Source organism: Flagellimonas alvinocaridis (assembly GCF_004916895.1).
GTDB lineage: Bacteria > Bacteroidota > Bacteroidia > Flavobacteriales > Flavobacteriaceae > Flagellimonas > Flagellimonas alvinocaridis.
The window spans coordinates 412,792-432,447 of record NZ_SNTZ01000003.1 but is presented as its reverse complement, the minus strand read 5'-3'; the positions used below and the strand labels follow the sequence as shown (position 1 = coordinate 432,447).

Below are 19,656 nucleotides of genomic sequence, written 5' to 3'. Positions count from 1 at the left end.
TTTAACAAAAAAAGCACTTAGACTTTTTACAGATAGATCTAATCTAAAGGTGGTCCACTTTGGCCCGGCGCGGGTGGGTCACTTTCGTCCGGCCAGCTATGGTCACTTTAACCCGGCGAGGGTGGTATACTATGTCCGGCGTTTCCAATTAAAGACAAAACATGAAACAACGAATAGCGCATATTTCTTTGGTAGTGAATGACTATGATGAAGCCATTGCCTATTATACGAAGAAGTTGGGATTTGATTTGCTACAAGACGTCCATTTGAACGAAGATAAAAGATGGGTGGTGGTAGCTCCAAAGGGAAGTCAAGAATGCAGCCTTTTGCTGGCAAAGGCTTCAAACGAACAGCAGAGCAACCGCATTGGCAACCAAACAGGCGGAAGAGTATTCCTATTTCTTTATACTGACGATTTTTGGAGAGACTTTAGGAAAATGAAAAGCTTGAATGTTGAATTCATTGAACCTCCGCGGGAAGAAATCTACGGCACCGTAGCTGTGTTTAAAGACCTTTATGGTAACCTATGGGACCTTTTGGAGCCTAAATAAATGGTTAGCACGCAGCTTTCCATGCAGATAAACGGTTAAAAACATCGATAAACGATACTCCAGTGTTATTTTATTGCAAAATGTTTAAAATTTTTTCGATGAAATGCATTTTTTAATCGGCAAAAGTGAAAACCTATGAAAAATTCATAAGTATTCCCTTAAAATCTTTTTGATCTTTGTCATGTATTAACCCCCAAATCAGAATATCATGACACGTTCACTTATCTACAGCCTACTTACTATCGGAATCCTCATCTGCAATGAAAATGCAAATGCACAGATGGATAAAGACCTTTTGCCCCATGTTATGGATGGCAACCTATCTACAATTGATGGTTATGTACCTTCCATGACCATTACCAAGGATGGCCAAACTGCATACTTTAGCAAGGCCACCTACCAAAAACCTTTATATGGAGTTTTTTCCAAGAAAGAACTCATCCATGAAATTTACAGAGTAGAAAACGTTGATGGTGAATGGAAAAACATGACCAAAATGGAAGTTTGTCCAAAATATGCTTCAGCAAAGCATCCTACTGTTTCCGATGACGGTAAACGCCTGTTCTTTGCCTCTAATATGCGTGGAAGCTTTGGGAAATATGATATTTATGTAGCCGAAATCAAATCTGACGGTAGCTTGGGCGTATCCAAAAACCTTGGACCCAAGGTAAACACCAAGGAAGATGAGCTATATCCCAACCTTTACAATGGAACCTTGTTGTTCTTTGCCTCCGAAGGAAGAGACGGTTATGGCGGTCTAGACCTCTACGCCACTCAAGTAGTATTGAATACCTTAACACCTTCCGTTAACTTAGGCGATCGCATCAACAGTGACAGAGATGACTACGCCATCCAACTAACGCCAGAAAAGGGACTTGGGTTCGTGGTCTCCAACAGAGGACAAAACCACACCATTTCGCAGTATACTGTTGCTTATGGACGAGCCAATAAGAATAATCATGACATTGCACAAAGGGATGCAAATCTTGAAACCGCAATGAACACCACAGTACAAGAGTATACAAGTACGTCGTTTGAGGACAAATAAAAACATAAAAACCTAAAGTCGGTCAACTACCTGAGGTGTCATCTGATTCTGTTTCATAGCCGAGATTTGAAACACTCATGACCATGATAAGAAAGACAGGGGGAACTGACAGTCTATCATAGAAGCGGGTTGTATTATTTCAATCTGACCGATTTTACCAAGAATAGGATGCATTAAACTGCATCCTATTTTTTTGTATTATACTGAAATACAATTTTTTAGAATCAAAATGATTCATATTCAGTATTTAATTCCAGTAAACCAAATCCAATTACAGGAATGCATTTGAACGAAAAACACTACAAAAAATTCTGTGGGAGTGAAAAAAAAACTAATTTAATTTTTGAAATAATACAAACCCAAATCTATTAGTCATGAAAAAAAACTACAACTCTCGGAAAAAAGGCATACCTAAAGCTACCTACAAGCTACTTTTTTAAGGTACTGAACAACCTTTTCTAAACTACATTTTGATCTGACCCCATAAGGGTCGACCTGCCCTATTTGTTTGGTTCGGACAATGGCAGCATTAGGCGCGTGCATATAACATTCAATGCATTGCTCCCCTAATATGCGTTTCATTTTCCTCCCCATTCAACTGGCGGAACAGGTATTTTTTGCCCAAATTTTACCAAAAAAAGGGATTTAATACTATAACAAAATCAGATGACCCCCAAATCTATGTATCATGAAAACTCACCCTTTACAAATTGCGATCATCGACAATGATGAAAGCCTAAAACCTATGTACAAACTGTATTTTGAAGATACGGTGGAATATGAGCTGCACGGCATTTACAAATCAGTTCACGAGCTCTTGTCCAATTTTGGAAGAAAAACCCCTGACATCATTCTATCTGAAGTGACCTTGGCCGGCATATCCGGAATTGATGGTCTGGAATACTTCCTCAGGAAAGATGAAAACTTGAAAGTCTTGATGATGAGTCAAAAAAGCGATTTTAAGGTTATCAGGGAATCTTTCAAAAAAGGAGCCAGCGGCTACCTTACCAAACCGCTGACCAAAGATAGGCTCTTTGCTGCGGTTGAAGCACTACACCTGCATGGTGTGGCTTTGGAACATGAGATTGCCAAAAAAATCATCCACTCTTTCCAGACCAAATCCTTTGATTCCTTTTCAAGAAAGGAAAACCAAATTGCCGAACTCCTTACCCAAGGATTCACCTATAAGATGATTGCGGACAAGCTTTGCGTTACGCCGAGCGCGGTCAATTTCCATATTCAAAACATTTACGTAAAACTCAATGTCAACTCAAAATCAGAAGCCCTTGAAAAGCTTCGTGAAATGGAAATGCGCCAATTGAACGCAGCATAAAACCCAAATCAAGCAAACAAAAAACCCTGACTTTGGTCAGGGTTTTTTATTATTTATGATGTTTGAGTATTACTTCACTTCTTCGAAGTCAACATCCTCTACATTATCACCTTCCTTGGCGTTGCCTCCAGCAGCGCTATCAGCACCGGCAGATGGGTCAGCACCATTGGCTTGGGCCGCATCGGCCTGGGCCTTGTACATCTCCTCGGAAGCCACTTTCCAAGCCTCGTTGATTTTCTCCAAAGCAGGCTCGATCACCGCAACATCTTTGGTTTCATAGGCTTTCTTCAACTCTTCCAAAGCATCTTCGATAGGCTTTTTCTTGTCATCGGACAATTTATCACCAAACTCCTTCAACTGCTTTTCGGTCTGGAAGATCATACCATCGGCCTCGTTCAGCTTATCGGCTTTCTCCTTGGCTTGTTTATCTGCCTCGGCATTGGCTTCGGCTTCGGCTTTCATTTTTTGAATTTCCTCCTCGGTCAAACCTGAAGATGCCTCGATACGGATATCTTGGGTCTTGTTGGTAGCCTTGTCCGTAGCAGAAACCTTGATGATACCGTTGGCATCGATATCAAAGGTCACTTCAATCTGAGGCGTACCTCTTGGTGCCGGTGGAATACCGTCCAAGTGGAACCTACCAATGGTTTTGTTGTCCGCAGCCATGGGGCGCTCTCCTTGCAACACGTGGATTTCAACCGAAGGTTGATTGTCCGCTGCTGTGGAGAATACCTGTGACTTTTTGGTAGGAATGGTGGTGTTTGCCTCGATCAATTTGGTAAACACACTTCCCATGGTCTCGATACCCAATGAAAGCGGGGTAACGTCCAAAAGAAGTACATCCTTCACGTCTCCGGTCAATACCCCTCCTTGGATAGCGGCACCTACGGCCACTACTTCATCAGGGTTCACCCCTTTGGATGGTTTTTTGCCGAAGAATTTCTCAACAGCCTCCTGTACCGCAGGGATACGGGTAGAACCACCTACCAAGATGATCTCATCTATATCACTTTTTGAAAGACCTGCAGATTTCAATGCGGTCTCACAAGGTGCAATCGTTCTTTTTACCAAATCATCGATCAACTGCTCAAATTTGGCTCGCGTCAATGTACGCACCAAGTGTTTGGGGCCTGACGCAGTTGCCGTTACATAAGGTAAGTTGATTTCGGTCTGTGCAGACGAAGACAATTCAATCTTGGCCTTCTCGGCAGCTTCACGCAAACGTTGAAGCGCCATGGCATCCTTACGAAGATCCATATCCTCATCCTTCATAAACTCCTCAGCCAACCAATCAATGATTTTTTGGTCAACATCATCTCCCCCTAAGTGGGTATCCCCATCCGTGGCCAATACTTCAAAAACGCCGTCACCCAATTCCAGGATGGAAACGTCATGCGTACCTCCACCAAAATCGAAAACCACGATTTTTTGATCGGTGTCTTTTTTGTCCAAACCATAGGCCAATGAAGCGGCTGTTGGTTCGTTGATGATTCGCTCCACAGTTAGACCGGCAATCTCACCAGCTTCCTTGGTGGCTTGTCTCTGAGAATCGTTAAAGTAGGCAGGAACCGTAATTACAGCACGGGTAACATCCTGACCCAAATAATCTTCAGCGGTCTTCTTCATTTTCTGAAGAATCATGGCCGAAAGCTCCTGAGGAGTATATAAACGGCCGTCAATATCTACACGCGGGGTATCGTTGTCTCCTTTGGTTACTTTATACGGCACCCTGTCCGCTTCCCTTTTGGATTCAGAGAACTTGTTCCCCATGAATCGTTTAATGGAATAAATTGTTTTGTTAGGGTTAGTGACCGCCTGTCTTTTGGCAGGGTCTCCCACCTTGATCTCTCCACCTTCCACAAATGCAATCACGGAAGGGGTGGTACGTTTACCTTCGGCATTTGGAATTACCACTGGCTCGTTACCTTCCATTACAGAGACGCAGGAGTTGGTCGTACCCAAGTCTATACCTATAATTTTGCTCATTGTATCTAAAGTTATTCTGTTTAAAATTCTTTTTGTCTCGTTCTTGAAGTGTCAATGATCATGCCATGCCCTAGAATATGACAAGGTGTCAGACCGTGTCTGACCATATTCCGTAAATTCCCCTATTAAGCTACCTTTCGAAACCAAAATATCCTCCAAACTTATTTCCTTCATTATCCAACCTACTTGTTATATTTGAAACATTAAATCGGATCTATGGAATGTATCAGTGTGTTTGATATGCTCAAGATTGGCGTGGGGCCCTCGAGTTCCCATACCCTTGGGCCTTGGAGGGCAGCCGAACGTTGGATTGGCGAACTCAAAGAACAGAACATTTTTGATGATATTGAACAGGTTTCCGTGTCTCTCTTTGGATCCCTTTCACTAACAGGCAAGGGCCATGCTACTGACATTGCCGTTGTCATGGGATTATTGGGCACAGACCCGGAAACTGTCCCTATTGATAGTATTGATAAAGACATTGAAAATCTAAAAAGCAACAGCACACTCCAATTGGGAGGAACCCGTTCCATAAAATTCGATTTTAAAAACGATATTGTCTTTAAAAAGGAATTCTTGCCCTTTCATTCCAATGGTATTCGTTTTGAAGCTCAGCTCTCCAATGGAAAATCAACTTCTGAAACCTACTACTCCATTGGAGGCGGTTTTGTGGTCAAGGAAGAATTGATTCATTCCAAAGAGAACAAGGAAACATTCAAGACCTTCCCCTACCCGGTTAAAACCGGGCAAGAATTGCTGCAATACTGTCAGGAAAACCAAAAATCCATTTCGGAAATCGTTTGGGAAAATGAACTTTCATTGCGTTCTTCCGATGAGATCGACACAGGTTTACAGCGTATTTGGGATACCATGCTCGAATGTATGTACACGGGTTGCCATACCGAAGGAAAGTTGCCTGGCGGGTTGAACGTAAAAAGGCGCGCCTTTGAAATGCATCAAAAATTAAAAGGCAATACTCCCTACGCCACTCCTCAAGAATGGTTGGAAAGTATTCGGGACACTGAAGTGAAATTCCGCCAAATCATCAAATGGGTCAGTTGTTTTGCATTATCCGTAAATGAAGTAAATGCCTCACTGGGAAGGGTGGTCACTGCTCCAACCAACGGAAGTGCCGGGGTAATTCCTGCCGTTTTGATGTATTATATGGTCATTGAAAACCACGATGCCAACTTTGATGATGTTCGACAGTTTTTATTGGTGGCCAGCGAAGTAGGAAGTATCTTCAAGAAAGGAGCCACCATATCCGCAGCCATGGGCGGCTGCCAAGCTGAAATTGGAGTATCCTCGGCAATGGCCGCTGCTGGGTTGACAGAACTCATGGGCGGTACGCCTGAACAGGTTCTTATGGCCGCAGAAATTGCCATGGAACACCATTTGGGACTCACCTGCGATCCTATTGGGGGATTGGTTCAAGTGCCCTGCATTGAGCGCAATGCCATGGGAGCCATTAAAGCCATTAACGCTGCGGAGCTGGCCCTCGACACCGATCCAAAAGAGGCTAAGGTCCCATTGGACAAGGTGGTCAATACCATGTGGGAAACTGCAAAGGACATGAATTCAAAGTATAAAGAAACTTCTGAAGGCGGTCTCGCCGTAGGTGTTTTCCTTAGCGACTGTTAAATAGGATTGCATCAAAAAATACAGCATTGAATATCGCTTTTTCTTTCTTAATCGGTTAAATTTCATTAGTTTAGCGTAGAACTGTAGAGCAATTGGATTCTTTCATTTGATAGAGAGCTCGATTGATTGCTTCCCCCACAGAACTGGATGTTCCAAACATCGGTTGCTAACACACAACATCATCATCATGAAAACAAAACTAAGCTTGGCCATTTTGGCACTAGCAGTGCTAATGGCTATTCACCTAGCTAGCGATGAATCCCAATCCATCGTGAACAAGGATAGGCAAAAAGCCTCATTCAGCTTTATTAAATGTACTCCTACCACTTACCTATTGGATATAGTGGATTCAACCCAACAAATTGCTCCCCTTTTTGAAAACTTGGGTGATTTGAGTTACCCCATCACCACTAAAAGCGAAAAAGCCCAAACTTTTTTTAATCAAGGTCTGCGGCTCACCTATGCGTTTAACCATGCAGAGGCCCACAGGTCTTTTATGGAAGCATCCCGTTTAGACCCTACTTCGGCCATGACGTTTTGGGGTCAAGCCTATGCCTTGGGACCAAACATCAACGACCCATTGCCTCCAGAAGACCGAAAAATAAAAACCAACGAAGCCATGGCAAAGGCCAAAAGTCTTATCTCCTCGGCCACCCCAAAAGAGCAGGCACTAATTCAAGCACTTACAGCAAGGTATAGTGAAGATCTTACCAAAGATGTCGCGGAATTGAACATGGCCTATATGAACGAAATGGCAAAAGTTTTGAAAAAATACCCCGAAGATGCAGAGGTGCAAGTACTTTATGCTGCTTCGGTGATGAATACAGTCCCTTGGAACTATTGGGACCAAGATGGGAATCCATCTCCCAACATTCCTGAGGCCAAGGCTGCTTTGGAAAAGGCGATGGAAATCAACCCCAACAACCCGGGTGCACACCACTACTATATCCACATGGTGGAATTACCCAAGCCCGATTTAGGAGTGGCCAGTGCGGATAAATTAGGTAACCTTATGCCAGCTGCCGGACATATTGTACACATGCCCTCGCATATCTACATTCGGGTTGGGCGTTATTTAGATGCCGTGAAAGCGAATCAAGCTGCCATTTTAGCGGATGAGGATTACATTTCCCAGTGCTATTCACAAGGGTTGTACCCTTTGGGGTATTATCCGCACAACATCCATTTTTTATGGTCCGCAGCTAGCTTGTTGGGTGATAGTGATATTGCCATAGATGCCGCAAAGAAAACGGCTGAAAAAGTTCCCGTGGGCGAATTCATCACTATGCCATTTCTGCAAGACTTTGCCTCTACTCCTATGCTGGCCTATACACGTTTTGGCAAATGGAATGAAATCTTGACCATCCCTGCCCCCAATCCAGACATAAAGCACCTGAACCTGATCAGACACTATGCCCGGGGAATGGCATTTGTGCGAAAAGGGAACAAAAAAGAAGCGCAGGAAGAACTGGATGCCCTTGAATCCTTAAAAAATGATCCAGATTTGGAAACCCTTGTGGCCACACCACATAATCCGTCCGTTAATGCCGCGAACATTGCCTATGAAGTAGTTGCGGGAGAACTTGCCGCCTTGAACGGGGACATCAACGGTGCAATAGAGCACTTGAGCAAAGCCGTTGAATTTGAAGACGGGCTTACCTACACGGAACCCGCTGCTTGGCACATTCCTACAAGACAAAACTTGGGTGCAGTCTTGATGAATGCCAAAAAATATCAAGAGGCTGAAAAAATCTATCGGGAAGATTTAAGCGTGCTCAGGCAAAATGGCTGGTCATTGATGGGACTACACAACAGCCTTAAGGCCCAAGGTAAAATGGAAGAGGCGCAGGCCATAAAAGATGAGTTTGACAAGGCTTGGAAACATTCGGATATCTCCATAGAAACTTCGATTTTATAGATGAGAAAACCTTCTTCGCCAAAACAAAACGGCTCCAAAATACCAATGGCACTCATTGTCCTTGGTATTTTGGCAGTGGTTTATAGCATTTTCAAAAAGAACTCAAAATTGCCTGTTCTGGGACCAAAAGATTTCAATGCGGAGCTGGTAGACGTTAGTTTTCAAAATAATGCAGCACCTCATAGGGTTGCCAATTTTGAACTGATCAATCAGAATGGAGAAATCATTACCCAAGAAGATTATGGCGACAAGATTTACGTTACCGACTTCTTTTTTACAAGATGCCCTAGCATTTGTCCCATAATGACAAACCATATGGAGCAACTCCAGGAGGTTTTTCGGGATACCCCCGATGTGATGTTTTTATCCATTTCTGTAACTCCTGAAATGGACAGTGTCCCCATTTTAAAGGAATATGCCCTCAGAAATGGGGTATTGGATTCAAAATGGAACATCACTACGGGCAACAAAGAGCTTATTTACAACCTGGCCCGTAAAAGTTATTTTGCGGCTGTGGATTATGGAGATGGCGGCTTACAAGACTTCATTCATACTCCAAACTTTGTTCTTGTTGACAAAAAAAAACAAATTCGGGGCGTATATGATGGAACCAACAATGACGAAATCCATAAGCTGATTGACGCCATAAAAACCTTGACCGAGTAATCTTATCAATGCTTACTCTTCCATACAGCCAGCCTTGCCCCTGGTATCTATCAAGTAGATGATTTTCCAGTCACCATCAAAATTTACCAGTTGGAAAGAATTTATACCACAATGGCTGAAGGTATCGTTCAACCAAAATTCGTAGCCCACCCATGCATTGGCCATGGTACGGTCTACCTGAATGGAAAATGAGGTTAGTTTTTCCTCGAACTTGATACTATCGGGGATACTGCAAATTGAAGTGAGGAAATTTGAAAACTCCTCGTTACGGAATCGGGTCTTACCCTCTTGGTCCCTTCCAGTGGTCTGAAGTACCACCTGATCAGCCGAAACGCTTTTTATAATGGTGGAGTCCTGCTTATGAAATCCATCGAAAAAAGTTTCTATCACCTGTTTTATTTGTTGTTCGGAATCAACATCCGATGGGTTTGGGCCTTGGGCCGTGACCGTAAGGCACGTCATGCACAAAAATGCAAAACTTAATACTGTTCTCATGAGATGTAGTTTTTTGATTGAAGCCCAAATTAAACAAATCTGCTTACATTTAGCCCGTAAAAAAGAACCTAATGTCTGTCGCCAAAAAAGAATACAAAAGAGTCACGGTAAAATCCTTGATCGAGATGAAGCAAAATGGGGAGAAAATTTCCATGCTCACCTCCTACGATTATTCCATGGCCAAAATCGTTGATGCCGCCAATGTGGATGTCATCTTGGTGGGGGATTCCGCCAGTAATGTCATAGCCGGCCATGAGACCACCTTGCCCATCACGCTGGATCAAATGATCTACCATGCCAGTTCAGTGGTCCGTGCCGCAAAAAGGGCACTTGTGGTGGTGGACATCCCTTTTGGAAGCTACCAGAGTGACTCCAAGGAAGCCTTGCGTTCCGCCATCCGAATCATGAAGGAAAGTGGAGCCCACGCCATAAAAGTGGAAGGTGGGGCCGAAATCAAAGACTCGGTAAGCCGTATTCTGCAAGCAGGTATTCCTGTAATGGGGCATTTGGGGCTTACCCCTCAATCCATTTATAAATTTGGCACCTATACCGTTCGGGCCAAAGAAGAGGAAGAAGCGGATAAATTGAAGCAGGATGCCAAAATGCTGGAAGAATTAGGCTGTTTTGGTATCGTTTTGGAAAAAATTCCGGCAAGTTTGGCCAAAGAAGTAGCAGAAAGTGTTTCTATCCCGATCATAGGCATTGGTGCTGGAAACGGAGTAGATGGACAAGTCTTGGTGGTGCACGACCTTTTGGGAATGACCCATGAGTTCCATCCCCGTTTTTTAAGAAGATATATGAACCTTTATGACGAAATGAGCTCAGCCATATCCCAATATGTGGATGATGTGAAGAGCAGGGATTTTCCTAATGAAGAGGAATCCTATTAAATTCCAATCAGCAATTGTCAATTAACAATTCCCAACATTCTAACAAATACAATCTGGAAGTTCTCTACGAGGACAATCACCTTATTGTGGTCAATAAAAAACCTGGTGATATTGTACAAGGAGATAAAACCGGGGACACACCCCTCAGCGATATTGTCAAGTTGTACCTCAAAGAGAAGTACAACAAGCCCGGCAATGTATACCTCGGGGTGGTCCATAGGTTAGATAGACCAACTTCGGGTATTGTAGTGTTTGCAAAAACCTCCAAGGCTTTGCCCCGATTAAATAAACTGTTTTCTGAAGGAAGCTCAAAAAAGACCTATTGGGCAGTAGTAAAAGGTGTCCCCCCGAAAGAAAGTGACACGTTGACCCATTGGCTGGTGCGGAATCCAAAACAAAACAAGTCTTATGCCCATACCAAAGAAGTCCCCAATAGCAAAAAAGCAATTTTAGAATACCGGACACTCAAGAAATTGGATAGTTACTTTTTACTGGAGATAGATTTAAAAACAGGAAGGCACCATCAAATCCGGGCTCAACTGGCAGCCATAGGCTGTCATATCAAGGGGGATTTAAAATACGGGGCCGAACGAAGCAACAAGGATGGAAGCATACATTTACATGCCCGTAGCCTTGAATTGGAACATCCTGTAAAAAAAGAGCCGCTCACTTTTTTGGCCTCACCACCCAATGAAACTATTTGGAATGTTTGCATCAACGCGTAACAGCCATGGCCTTTTCCCTAATTATTTGGGAAACGGGTTTATTCTGTAGGTGGCTTTCCAGCCAAGAAAGAATGTCTAAATACAAAAACGCTCTTTTTTCGTAAGGGTGGTTTTCATACTTCTTGAGTTCGTTATATAGCTTCTGGAATTCATCCTTTAATTCATGTGGATAGATATCTCCCAAGCTCCTTAAAAACTTGATCATCTCTTTCTGCACCGCATGTAAGTCGTTCATTTTCAACAAGAACTTATATGTGCTCTTTAGCTGCACTTCAAGGTGGTAATCCATACCCGCTTCGTAGTGCGCCACAAGACTCAATACCCTAGCAAAACACATCAGGTCTTCACGCATTTTCAAATTCTTGTTGGAAATTATTCGTTTTAAGTAGGCAATGCAGTTCTTGTTATCGCCATTCCCAAAATACAGACAAGCAATTTTATAATAGAGCAGCATGATATGGTGCTCATCTATTCGCTCCCTGTGTTTTTTAATTCCATACTCCACCACATTGACCAAGTACAATCCTTTATCGAAGGTTCCTTCCAAAAAGTGAAGGTTCAACTTATTTGAATTGATATACAGAAAAGCCAAAGAGGCAATATTATCGTTCTGTGGAAAGCTCGGGTTTTCAACTTGGGTTTCCAACCTATGCAAGGTTTCCCGAAACTGTGATGCATATTTTACAAAGAAAAGTGACTCCAATAGATAATGATTTCCCTTCAGATAAAAAACAGGGTTCAAGGCAATCATTTCTTCATGGTCGTAAAAGAGGTCTACCCATTTACTTGCATATTTATAGGCAGACAAAAAATCTTGAATAAGCAGACTGTACCACAAATGGGCTTTATATAGCCATAGTTTTTCCCGAAAACCAAGACTTTCCAAACTATAATTTGGCATGTGGGAATCAAAATACGACTTCACTTTTTTTAAATCCTCATCGCCACGCACATACCCCACTTTAAGCATCATTCCGTATAATTGCAGGGAAAGATTGGAGAGTTTGCTGGTCATCACATTTTGGGCAGAAAGTTCTTTTGCCTGCACGGCCAACTCATCGGCCCTATCCGGAATACTTCGGGTAATATACTGGGTTTCAATTATTTTTTCAAATTCCACAATCTCATAGGCCACATTCTTCTCTTCATTTTCAATGGCAACGGTTTTGGCCTTGTCCAGAATCTTCAAACTCTGCTTGTAGAGTCCTTTTTGATATAGTATAGTAGCAAAATCAAGCTGTTCGCGAATTTGCACTCGAATATTTTGATTTACTGGGTTCAAACGCAAGCTTACCAAAATCTGCTTGTACAGATGTGCTTTCAAATTGGATAACTGAGCCTTTTTTACAATGCCACTTTCCAGGATTTGACGCTCGTCGTAACTCCGCATTTTGTCCAATAGGTTAAATAGGGCCAAAAACTTGGCATCCGTATTGACCCCTAACCGGCCCACATACAGTTTAAACTGGCGCTTTTCTGATTTCGAAAGCGATTTTACCAGCACAAACAATGCATCCTTATGCGCATTTGTCATCGTAAAAAATATAATTTAAACAATTGAATATCAGTATACTATATAGCACTAAATACGATTTAACGTTGTATAAGGTTTTAACCTCACTTTTCCCTTTCCTCTCACCTTCTCTATTTTCGTGTATACACGACGAAACAGACAAATATAATGGGTAAAGATAAGGTACAAATTTTTGACACTACGCTAAGAGATGGAGAACAAGTTCCGGGTTGCAAGTTGGACACGGAACAGAAATTGGTCATCGCGTCACGTCTGGACGAACTAGGTGTTGATGTCATTGAGGCTGGATTTCCCATTTCCAGCCCTGGAGACTTCAAATCTGTACAAGAAATCTCTAAATTGGTCAAAAATGCTACGGTATGTGGCTTGACAAGAGCCGTTAAAAAAGATATTGAAGTGGCCGCCGAGGCCATCAAACAAGCAAAAAAACCAAGGATACATACTGGAATTGGCACCTCTGATTCCCATATCAAATACAAATTCAATTCCACAAGGGACAAAATTATTGAGCGAGCCGTTGAAGCAGTTGCCTATGCAAAAACTTTTGTGGAAGATGTTGAATTCTATGCTGAAGACGCTGGGCGTACGGACAATGAATTTTTGGCACAGGTGTGCGAAGCGGTCGTAAAGGCCGGAGCAACTGTTTTGAATATTCCTGATACTACCGGCTACTGCCTTCCAGAAGAATATGGTGCGAAAATGAAATACCTCAAGGAAAATGTGAAGAACATTGATAAGGCTATTCTATCGTGCCACTGTCATAATGACCTTGGATTGGCCACGGCCAACTCCATTGCTGGGGTAATTAACGGTGCCAGACAAATTGAATGTACCATAAACGGTATTGGTGAACGTGCCGGAAACACTTCTCTGGAAGAAGTAGTGATGATTTTAAGACAACATCCTTACCTTAATCTGGATACTGGCATCAACAGTCAGTTGCTATGGGATACAAGTCGTATGGTCTCCCAAAAAATGGGAATGCCTGTACAGCCCAATAAGGCCATTGTGGGCTCCAATGCCTTTGCACATAGTTCTGGAATCCATCAAGACGGTGTAATAAAGCAACGTGAAACCTATGAAATCATTGACCCAAAAGATGTAGGGGTCAATGAATCTTCAATTGTGCTTACCGCAAGAAGTGGAAGGGCCGCATTGGCATACCGCGCCAAAAAAGTGGGGTACGAACTTACCAAGCTACAACTGGATGTGGTCTATGAAAACTTTTTGAAGTTTGCCGACCGTAAAAAAGAAATCATGGATGAGGACATCCATGAAATTGTGGAAACCAGCAATATCAGCATACAAAGTCTAGCTTAATTCTCGGTTTCTTTTAGACGCAAATCCTGTCATCACATGAATTTGAACATTGCATTGCTTCCCGGAGATGGCGTAGGACCCGAAGTATTGGCCCAAGCTGTAAAATGCCTTCAAGCGGTTGAAGAAACCTTTAACCATAATTTTGTGTTTAAAGAGGCTTCCATTGGAGCCATAGCCATAGATAAAAAAGGTGCGTCATTGCCAGAAAGCACCCTTAACCTATGTAAGGAAGCAGATGCTGTACTGTTAGGAGCCATTGGCCACCCTAAATACGATACCAATCCCAATTCCCCTATTAGACCCGAACAGGGACTGTTGAAATTAAGAAAGGAACTGGGACTCTTTGCCAACATAAGACCCGTAATTGCCCATTCGGCCCTCGTTGATAAATCTCCCTTGAAGAAAGAGGTTGTCTCGGGTACGGATTTTGTAATCTATCGCGAGTTGACCGGGGGAATTTATTTTGGGGAGAAAAAACTTAATGAAGAGGGTACGGTAGCTTCCGATCTCTGTGAATACTCTGAAGAAGAAATCAGTAGAGTGGCCCACCTCGCGTTTAAGGCTGCTAAAAACAGGAGAGGTAAACTTACCCTTGTAGACAAAGCCAATGTGTTGGAATCTTCCAGACTTTGGAGAAAAGTGGTTGCCAAAATAGGTGAAAGTTACCCTGATGTAGTGTTGGATTATTTGTTTGTGGACAATGCTGCCATGCAAATCATTCTGAAACCGACCCAATTTGACGTTATTCTTACCGAAAACATGTTCGGTGACATTATTTCTGATGAAGGAAGTGTTATTGGCGGGTCCATTGGATTACTGGCCTCGGCATCAATTGGGGAGGAAAGCGCACTTTTTGAACCTATCCATGGATCCTATCCCCAAGCTATGGGGTTAGACATTGCAAACCCTATCGCCTCTATTCTTTCGGTAGCCATGTTACTTGAGCATTTTGGTCTTATAGACGAATCGCTTGCCGTTCGAAATGCTGTGGATAAATCACTAAAGAAGGAAATTGTTACACCGGACCTAAAGCATGATAGTCAATATGGAACCAATCAAGTGGGCGATTTCATTGCTCACAACATTGTTGATATTGAAGATGATTTCAGTGTAAATGATGAGAATATCCATTTGGGAAAATCCACTATTATTTAAACATCTGTCTCTATAGGTTCCGAAGCCAGTTCTTGCATGGTTTTAGTAAACTGTTTTTTGAATTCCTCATACTTTTTGCCCGTCGCAGGCCCATTAAAGCCCGTATGAATCCTTCTGACTGCACCTTTTTTATCGAGATAAATGGTAGTGGGATAAGACAAAATATGGTTGAGCATGGGCAATTTTTCATTGGCTTTCTGTTTGTTGGAAGTACCAAACTGTGCCAGTAAAATGGGGTAATTTGCCCCTACCCTCTCTTTAAGGCGGCGAATACCCTCAAAAGCTTTTTCTTCGGTCTTGGCATATTCAAAGGCCAGAGCTACCAATTCAATGTTTAAATCTGGATGTTCTTTTAGGAAATCAACATAAAATCGGGTTTCATCCAAACAATTGGGACACCAAGACCCCATAATCTGTACCAAGACAGGTTTTCCAGAAAATCTGGTATCGGACAAACTTACCATTTTGCCAGTTGCATCGGGAAAAGAAAAGTTCAACCTATCATAGCCTTCCCTTAGATACGTCAACGAATTGGCATCTGGTAATTCAAACGCCTCGTTACGGGCACCCATAAATTCTTTTACGGAATGGTTTCCATCGTAAAACCTCCCCTCCAAAGTACTGTCTGTTACTTTGGCCATAAAAAGGTACACGTGCGAACCATCAAAAGCAGAAAGTTTTAGACTATCGCCAGTGACCACACCATCCAAATACCTATAATCCCCCGTTCTGGTTCTAAAAGTCCCCTTGATTTTATTTCCATTTTGCATAAATATGCCCTTTGCGGGGTATTCCGTATCTGTATTTATATCAAAATAAGTTTCCCATATCCCTGAAATATTGACGGCAGCATCCTGCTGTGTTTGGAAACGTTCCCGTTTTCCGTAAAAAGCACTAAACGGCACTATACGCTCCAAACTCTCTTTTATAAAGCTTCCATGAATTTCTTCCGCCGAAAAAGTTCCTGCAAAGTAACCCTCAAAAACAGGCATTTGTATGTGGATTGAATCACCTTCTATCTCAATCTCATCCACAGTGATCACCTCCTCGGCGTTATACATTTGCATAACGTAGCGTCCATCTGTATTCTTGGATAGGGTAAACGTAAAAGGCAAGTCTAGATGTGATGCAACCTCCATCTTACCCCACCAGTCGCCGACCGATATTTCCTTCCCCTCCTTTTTGCATGAAACCACCAACAAAACCAGCGCCCAAAACAACGATATCCTCTTCATGATGTGAAAGATTTTTCTTAAAAGTAGAAAATAGTATCCAATTCTTACAATTTAGACCATAACCCTCTTATTATTTACATTGAATCTGTTGGGCTATTGTTTTATATTTGTTCCCTCTAAAATTGGGGTATGAAGATTTCTTACAACTGGCTACGACAGTTTTTACAGATTGATTGGGATTCACAAAAAACTGGTGAGTTGTTGACGGATTTAGGACTTGAGGTAGAAGGCATTTCCCGTTTTGAATCCGTAAAAGGTGGCCTGGAAGGTGTTGTTGTGGGCCACGTACTCAGTTGCGAGCAACACCCAAATGCCGATAGACTAAAACTGACCACTGTTGATATTGGAAAAGGAGAACCTGTACAAATCGTATGTGGTGCCCCAAATGTTGCCGCCGGACAAAAAGTTCCTGTAGCGACTATCGGAACCACATTGTATTCCAAAGAGGGTGAAGCATGGCAAATAAAGAAAGGGAAAATCAGAGGTGAGGAAAGCCATGGTATGATCTGTGCCGAAGACGAGTTGGGCTTGGGAAATGGCCATGATGGCATTATGGTATTGACCGAGACTTTGGAGCCAGGAACCCCTTGTGCCAAAGTGTTCGATATTGAGAGTGATGAGGTTTTTGAGATAGGCCTTACCCCTAACCGGTCCGATGCCATGAGTCATTTTGGAGTGGCCCGCGACTTGAAGGCTGGATTGGAACAGAAAGAAATCCAAAAGGAGTTGGTAACACCTTCCACCAGTAATTTTTCCATTGATAACCGATCGCTGAAAATCGATGTTGAGGTCAAGGAAAGCCAATTGGCACCAAGATATTGTGGAGTTACCATAAGCAATCTTATTGTTCAGGAATCTCCCCATTGGCTAAAAAATAGGCTAAAAGCCATTGGATTGTCTCCTATTAACAATGTGGTGGATGTAACCAATTATGTATTGCACGAATTGGGACAACCCCTACATGCTTTTGATGCATCCAAAATAAAAGGCAATAAAATAGAGGTCAAGACCTTACCGGCCGGCACAAAGTTCAAGACCTTGGACAATGTGGAACGTACCCTCCACGAAGATGATCTTATGATCTGCGATAGTGAAAAACCCATGTGTATTGCCGGAGTCTTCGGTGGGGTTTATTCCGGAGTAACGGAGCATACTTCTTCCATTTTCTTGGAGAGCGCTTATTTTGATCCCGTTTCCATTCGAAAGTCTGCCAAAAGGCATGGACTAAATACGGATGCTTCATTTCGATATGAGCGTGGCATCGACATCAACCTAACCGAGTATGCCCTTAAAAGGGCAGCGTTGTTGATTCGAGAAATTGCGGGGGGATACATCACTTCTGAGGTTGTTGACCTTTACCCAAAGAAACCTCAGGATAGACAAGTGTTCCTGACTTTTGATAAAATCAACTCACTCATTGGACAGGAAATTCCAAGGGATACCATAAAATCCATTTTGTCTTCCTTGGAAATCCGAATCAACAATGTTACAGAGTCCGGACTTGGATTAACCATTCCCACCTATCGTGTTGACGTTACCCGAGAAGTGGATGTCATCGAAGAGATCCTAAGGGTATATGGCTATAACAATATTGCCCATAAGGAAAAGCTTACAGCTTCCATTGCCAAAACATCTCGCTTTGAAAACCATCGCATACAGGATGTGGTTGGAAATACCTTGGCATCCCAAGGATTCTATGAAATCATGACCAATAGTTTGGTTCCCCCCGATGCCCATACGCAAGAGCGTGATGGAGAAAAAATCACCATGCTCAACCCATTGAGTTCCGATTTGTCGGTTTTAAGGACCTCCATGCTGTTTTCTGGACTTCAAGCCATAAGCTACAACCATAATCGTCAGAAAACCAGTCTAAAACTTTTTGAATTCGGCAAGACCTACCATAAAATAGCAGGCGAAAACCAGGAGCGACAACATTTATCCATCTTTATTTCTGGAAACCGTGCGGCGGATAGCTGGAGTGTCCCTAGCAAAAAAACAGATTTCTTCTACCTTAAAGGTATTGTGGAATCTCTGTTTGATCGCTTAGGAATAAAAGATGTCGAAATTAAACCATGTACCAATACAGTCTATGCGGAAGGGCTTTCCTATGAAAAAGATGGCAATGTCTTGGCGCACTTTGGTTTGGCTTCAAAATCTGTTCTTAAAACGTTTGACATTAAGCAAGATGTTTTCTTTGCGGATTTTGATTGGGACTCCATTCTTGCATTGGTGGGCAAACAAAATATTGTCTTTAAGGAAATCCCAAAATTCCCAGAGGTTTCCCGTGATTTTGCGCTATTACTTAACGATTCCACGTCATTCCAGCAAGTATATGACATTGCTTGGAAAACAGAGAAAAATCTTCTGAAAAAGGTAAATCTTTTTGATGTTTATACGGGCAAAAATTTACCGGATGGGAAAAAATCCTATGCTGTGAGCTTTACCTTGTTGGATGAGAAAAAGACCCTAACGGACAAGCAAATTGACAAGATTATGGCTAAGTTACTGACCCAATATCAAAAGGAATTGGGTGCCGAACTACGCTGATTACATTTGTGAAGGCAGAATAACACTATCTATTTCATGGGCAACCCCATTCTTGAGATTTAGGTCTGCAGAGGTAATGCGAGCTTGATTACCCATTGGATCGGTCAATACAATATCAAAACCTTCCATATGGGCCAGTAGTTTTTTACCTTGTATCGTGGTAAAACTTGCCTTTCCATTTCCCCTACACATAGCCCTCAGAATCCTAGAAGCGGTTAAATGACCAGCTACAATGTGGTAGGTCAACAATGACTTAAGGGCACTTTTGTCCTGCGAGTTGATGAGTTCCTTTATCTTTTCAGTAGAAAACCGCTCAAAAGCGGCATCGGAAGGCGCAAAAATGGTAAATGGTCCAGCTTTTTCCAAAATCTCTTCCATTTGCGTCACTTTTACAGCTTCAAAAAGTATTTTATGTTGCTCCGAATCTATAGCATTCAGGGCAATTGTTTTAGTGGTAGACCTTGGAAGTTGAGCAAAGGCGGATGCGGTACAAACCATGCAAAGAGCCAGTAAAAGTTTGGTCAAAGGGGATTTCATTGGTTTTTGGTCAAATTTGGGACTCTTAATAGTATGATTTTTCGATTAAATGCTGAAAACTTCGATAAGTTACAT

At 42.4% G+C, this 19,656-nt stretch carries 16 protein-coding genes; 11 read left to right on the top strand and 5 right to left on the bottom strand.

The annotated features are described in order from the left end of the window. The first annotated feature begins 161 nt into the window (after window positions 1–161). The 3 genes from EZV76_RS09500 to EZV76_RS09490 all read left to right on the top strand — a co-directional run bounded on the left by EZV76_RS09500 (window position 162) and on the right by EZV76_RS09490 (window position 2,932). Window positions 162–551: a VOC family protein gene (locus EZV76_RS09500; protein ID WP_136566302.1), complete on the top strand. Its 390-nt coding sequence runs from the start codon at window positions 162–164 to the stop codon at window positions 549–551. A 208-nt stretch (window positions 552–759) separates the two neighbouring features. Next, window positions 760–1,599 (top strand): PD40 domain-containing protein, encoded by an 840-nt coding sequence (locus tag EZV76_RS09495; RefSeq protein ID WP_136566301.1) that lies wholly within the window; start codon window positions 760–762, stop codon window positions 1,597–1,599. A gap of 688 nt (window positions 1,600–2,287) precedes the next feature. Further along, window positions 2,288–2,932, top strand: a complete 645-nt coding sequence (locus EZV76_RS09490) for a response regulator (protein WP_136566300.1) — start codon at window positions 2,288–2,290, stop codon at window positions 2,930–2,932. A gap of 69 nt (window positions 2,933–3,001) precedes the next feature. Here the strand turns inward: EZV76_RS09490 and dnaK are convergent, their stop codons facing one another. Further along, window positions 3,002–4,918 (bottom strand): molecular chaperone DnaK, encoded by a 1,917-nt coding sequence (gene dnaK, locus EZV76_RS09485; RefSeq protein WP_136566299.1) that lies wholly within the window; start codon window positions 4,916–4,918, stop codon window positions 3,002–3,004. Window positions 4,919–5,134: 216 nt separating this feature from the next. On the opposite strand from dnaK, the gene EZV76_RS09480 reads away from it, so the two are divergent. The 3 genes from EZV76_RS09480 to EZV76_RS09470 all read left to right on the top strand — a co-directional run bounded on the left by EZV76_RS09480 (window position 5,135) and on the right by EZV76_RS09470 (window position 9,143). Further along, the gene (locus tag EZV76_RS09480; protein WP_136566298.1) at window positions 5,135–6,559 is read left to right on the top strand and encodes an L-serine ammonia-lyase; all 1,425 of its coding nucleotides are present in this window, start codon (window positions 5,135–5,137) and stop codon (window positions 6,557–6,559) included. A 187-nt stretch (window positions 6,560–6,746) separates the two neighbouring features. After that, entirely contained in the window at window positions 6,747–8,477 is a 1,731-nt protein-coding gene (locus EZV76_RS09475) for a tetratricopeptide repeat protein (protein ID WP_136566297.1), read from the top strand. Beyond that, on the top strand, window positions 8,478–9,143 hold the full coding sequence (locus tag EZV76_RS09470) for an SCO family protein (protein WP_136566296.1): 666 nt from the start codon (window positions 8,478–8,480) through the stop codon (window positions 9,141–9,143). Window positions 9,144–9,155: 12 nt separating this feature from the next. On the opposite strand, the gene EZV76_RS09465 is transcribed toward EZV76_RS09470, so the two are convergent. Continuing rightward, entirely contained in the window at window positions 9,156–9,638 is a 483-nt protein-coding gene (locus EZV76_RS09465; protein ID WP_136566295.1) for a nuclear transport factor 2 family protein, read from the bottom strand. A 71-nt stretch (window positions 9,639–9,709) separates the two neighbouring features. On the opposite strand from EZV76_RS09465, the gene panB reads away from it, so the two are divergent. Continuing rightward, window positions 9,710–10,528, top strand: a complete 819-nt coding sequence (gene panB, locus EZV76_RS09460) for a 3-methyl-2-oxobutanoate hydroxymethyltransferase (protein ID WP_136566294.1) — start codon at window positions 9,710–9,712, stop codon at window positions 10,526–10,528. 20 nt (window positions 10,529–10,548) lie between these two features. Then, the gene (locus tag EZV76_RS09455) at window positions 10,549–11,253 is read left to right on the top strand and encodes an RluA family pseudouridine synthase (RefSeq protein WP_136566320.1); all 705 of its coding nucleotides are present in this window, start codon (window positions 10,549–10,551) and stop codon (window positions 11,251–11,253) included. Here the strand turns inward: EZV76_RS09455 and EZV76_RS09450 are convergent. After that, window positions 11,243–12,787: a hypothetical protein gene (locus EZV76_RS09450; RefSeq protein WP_136566293.1), complete on the bottom strand. Its 1,545-nt coding sequence runs from the start codon at window positions 12,785–12,787 to the stop codon at window positions 11,243–11,245. The two genes, EZV76_RS09455 and EZV76_RS09450, sit on opposite strands and share 11 nt — an antisense overlap. Window positions 12,788–12,934: 147 nt before the next feature. Between EZV76_RS09450 and EZV76_RS09445 the strand changes: the two genes are divergently transcribed. Continuing rightward, window positions 12,935–14,107, top strand: a complete 1,173-nt coding sequence (locus EZV76_RS09445) for a 2-isopropylmalate synthase (protein WP_136566292.1) — start codon at window positions 12,935–12,937, stop codon at window positions 14,105–14,107. A 36-nt stretch (window positions 14,108–14,143) separates the two neighbouring features. Further along, window positions 14,144–15,262, top strand: a complete 1,119-nt coding sequence (gene leuB / locus EZV76_RS09440) for a 3-isopropylmalate dehydrogenase (RefSeq protein WP_136566291.1) — start codon at window positions 14,144–14,146, stop codon at window positions 15,260–15,262. On the opposite strand, the gene EZV76_RS09435 is transcribed toward leuB, so the two are convergent. Beyond that, the gene (locus EZV76_RS09435) at window positions 15,259–16,497 is read right to left on the bottom strand and encodes a peroxiredoxin family protein (RefSeq protein WP_136566290.1); all 1,239 of its coding nucleotides are present in this window, start codon (window positions 16,495–16,497) and stop codon (window positions 15,259–15,261) included. The genes leuB and EZV76_RS09435 overlap by 4 nt on opposite strands. A 129-nt stretch (window positions 16,498–16,626) precedes the next feature. Here EZV76_RS09435 and pheT point away from each other — a divergent pair, with 129 nt between their 5' ends. Continuing rightward, window positions 16,627–19,044, top strand: a complete 2,418-nt coding sequence (pheT, locus tag EZV76_RS09430) for a phenylalanine--tRNA ligase subunit beta (RefSeq protein ID WP_136566289.1) — start codon at window positions 16,627–16,629, stop codon at window positions 19,042–19,044. Here the strand turns inward: pheT and EZV76_RS09425 are convergent, their stop codons facing one another. Further along, complete coding sequence (locus EZV76_RS09425; RefSeq protein ID WP_136566288.1) at window positions 19,045–19,581, bottom strand: fasciclin domain-containing protein; 537 nt, start codon at window positions 19,579–19,581, stop codon at window positions 19,045–19,047. Window positions 19,582–19,656: the final 75 nt, after the last annotated feature.

Excerpts from the sequence above, each read along its gene's own strand:
- EZV76_RS09500 (WP_136566302.1), top strand. The coding sequence starts at position 162 with ATGAAACAACGAATAGCGCATATTTCTTTGGTAGTGAATGACTATGAT.
- EZV76_RS09495 (WP_136566301.1), top strand. The coding sequence starts at position 760 with ATGACACGTTCACTTATCTACAGCCTACTTACTATCGGAATCCTCATC.
- EZV76_RS09490 (WP_136566300.1), top strand. The coding sequence starts at position 2,288 with ATGAAAACTCACCCTTTACAAATTGCGATCATCGACAATGATGAAAGC.
- dnaK (WP_136566299.1), bottom strand. The coding sequence starts at position 4,918 with ATGAGCAAAATTATAGGTATAGACTTGGGTACGACCAACTCCTGCGTC.
- EZV76_RS09480 (WP_136566298.1), top strand. The coding sequence starts at position 5,135 with ATGGAATGTATCAGTGTGTTTGATATGCTCAAGATTGGCGTGGGGCCC.
- EZV76_RS09475 (WP_136566297.1), top strand. The coding sequence starts at position 6,747 with ATGAAAACAAAACTAAGCTTGGCCATTTTGGCACTAGCAGTGCTAATG.
- EZV76_RS09470 (WP_136566296.1), top strand. The coding sequence starts at position 8,478 with ATGAGAAAACCTTCTTCGCCAAAACAAAACGGCTCCAAAATACCAATG.
- EZV76_RS09465 (WP_136566295.1), bottom strand. The coding sequence starts at position 9,638 with ATGAGAACAGTATTAAGTTTTGCATTTTTGTGCATGACGTGCCTTACG.
- panB (WP_136566294.1), top strand. The coding sequence starts at position 9,710 with ATGTCTGTCGCCAAAAAAGAATACAAAAGAGTCACGGTAAAATCCTTG.
- EZV76_RS09450 (WP_136566293.1), bottom strand. The coding sequence starts at position 12,787 with ATGACAAATGCGCATAAGGATGCATTGTTTGTGCTGGTAAAATCGCTT.
- EZV76_RS09445 (WP_136566292.1), top strand. The coding sequence starts at position 12,935 with ATGGGTAAAGATAAGGTACAAATTTTTGACACTACGCTAAGAGATGGA.
- leuB (WP_136566291.1), top strand. The coding sequence starts at position 14,144 with ATGAATTTGAACATTGCATTGCTTCCCGGAGATGGCGTAGGACCCGAA.
- EZV76_RS09435 (WP_136566290.1), bottom strand. The coding sequence starts at position 16,497 with ATGAAGAGGATATCGTTGTTTTGGGCGCTGGTTTTGTTGGTGGTTTCA.
- pheT (WP_136566289.1), top strand. The coding sequence starts at position 16,627 with ATGAAGATTTCTTACAACTGGCTACGACAGTTTTTACAGATTGATTGG.
- EZV76_RS09425 (WP_136566288.1), bottom strand. The coding sequence starts at position 19,581 with ATGAAATCCCCTTTGACCAAACTTTTACTGGCTCTTTGCATGGTTTGT.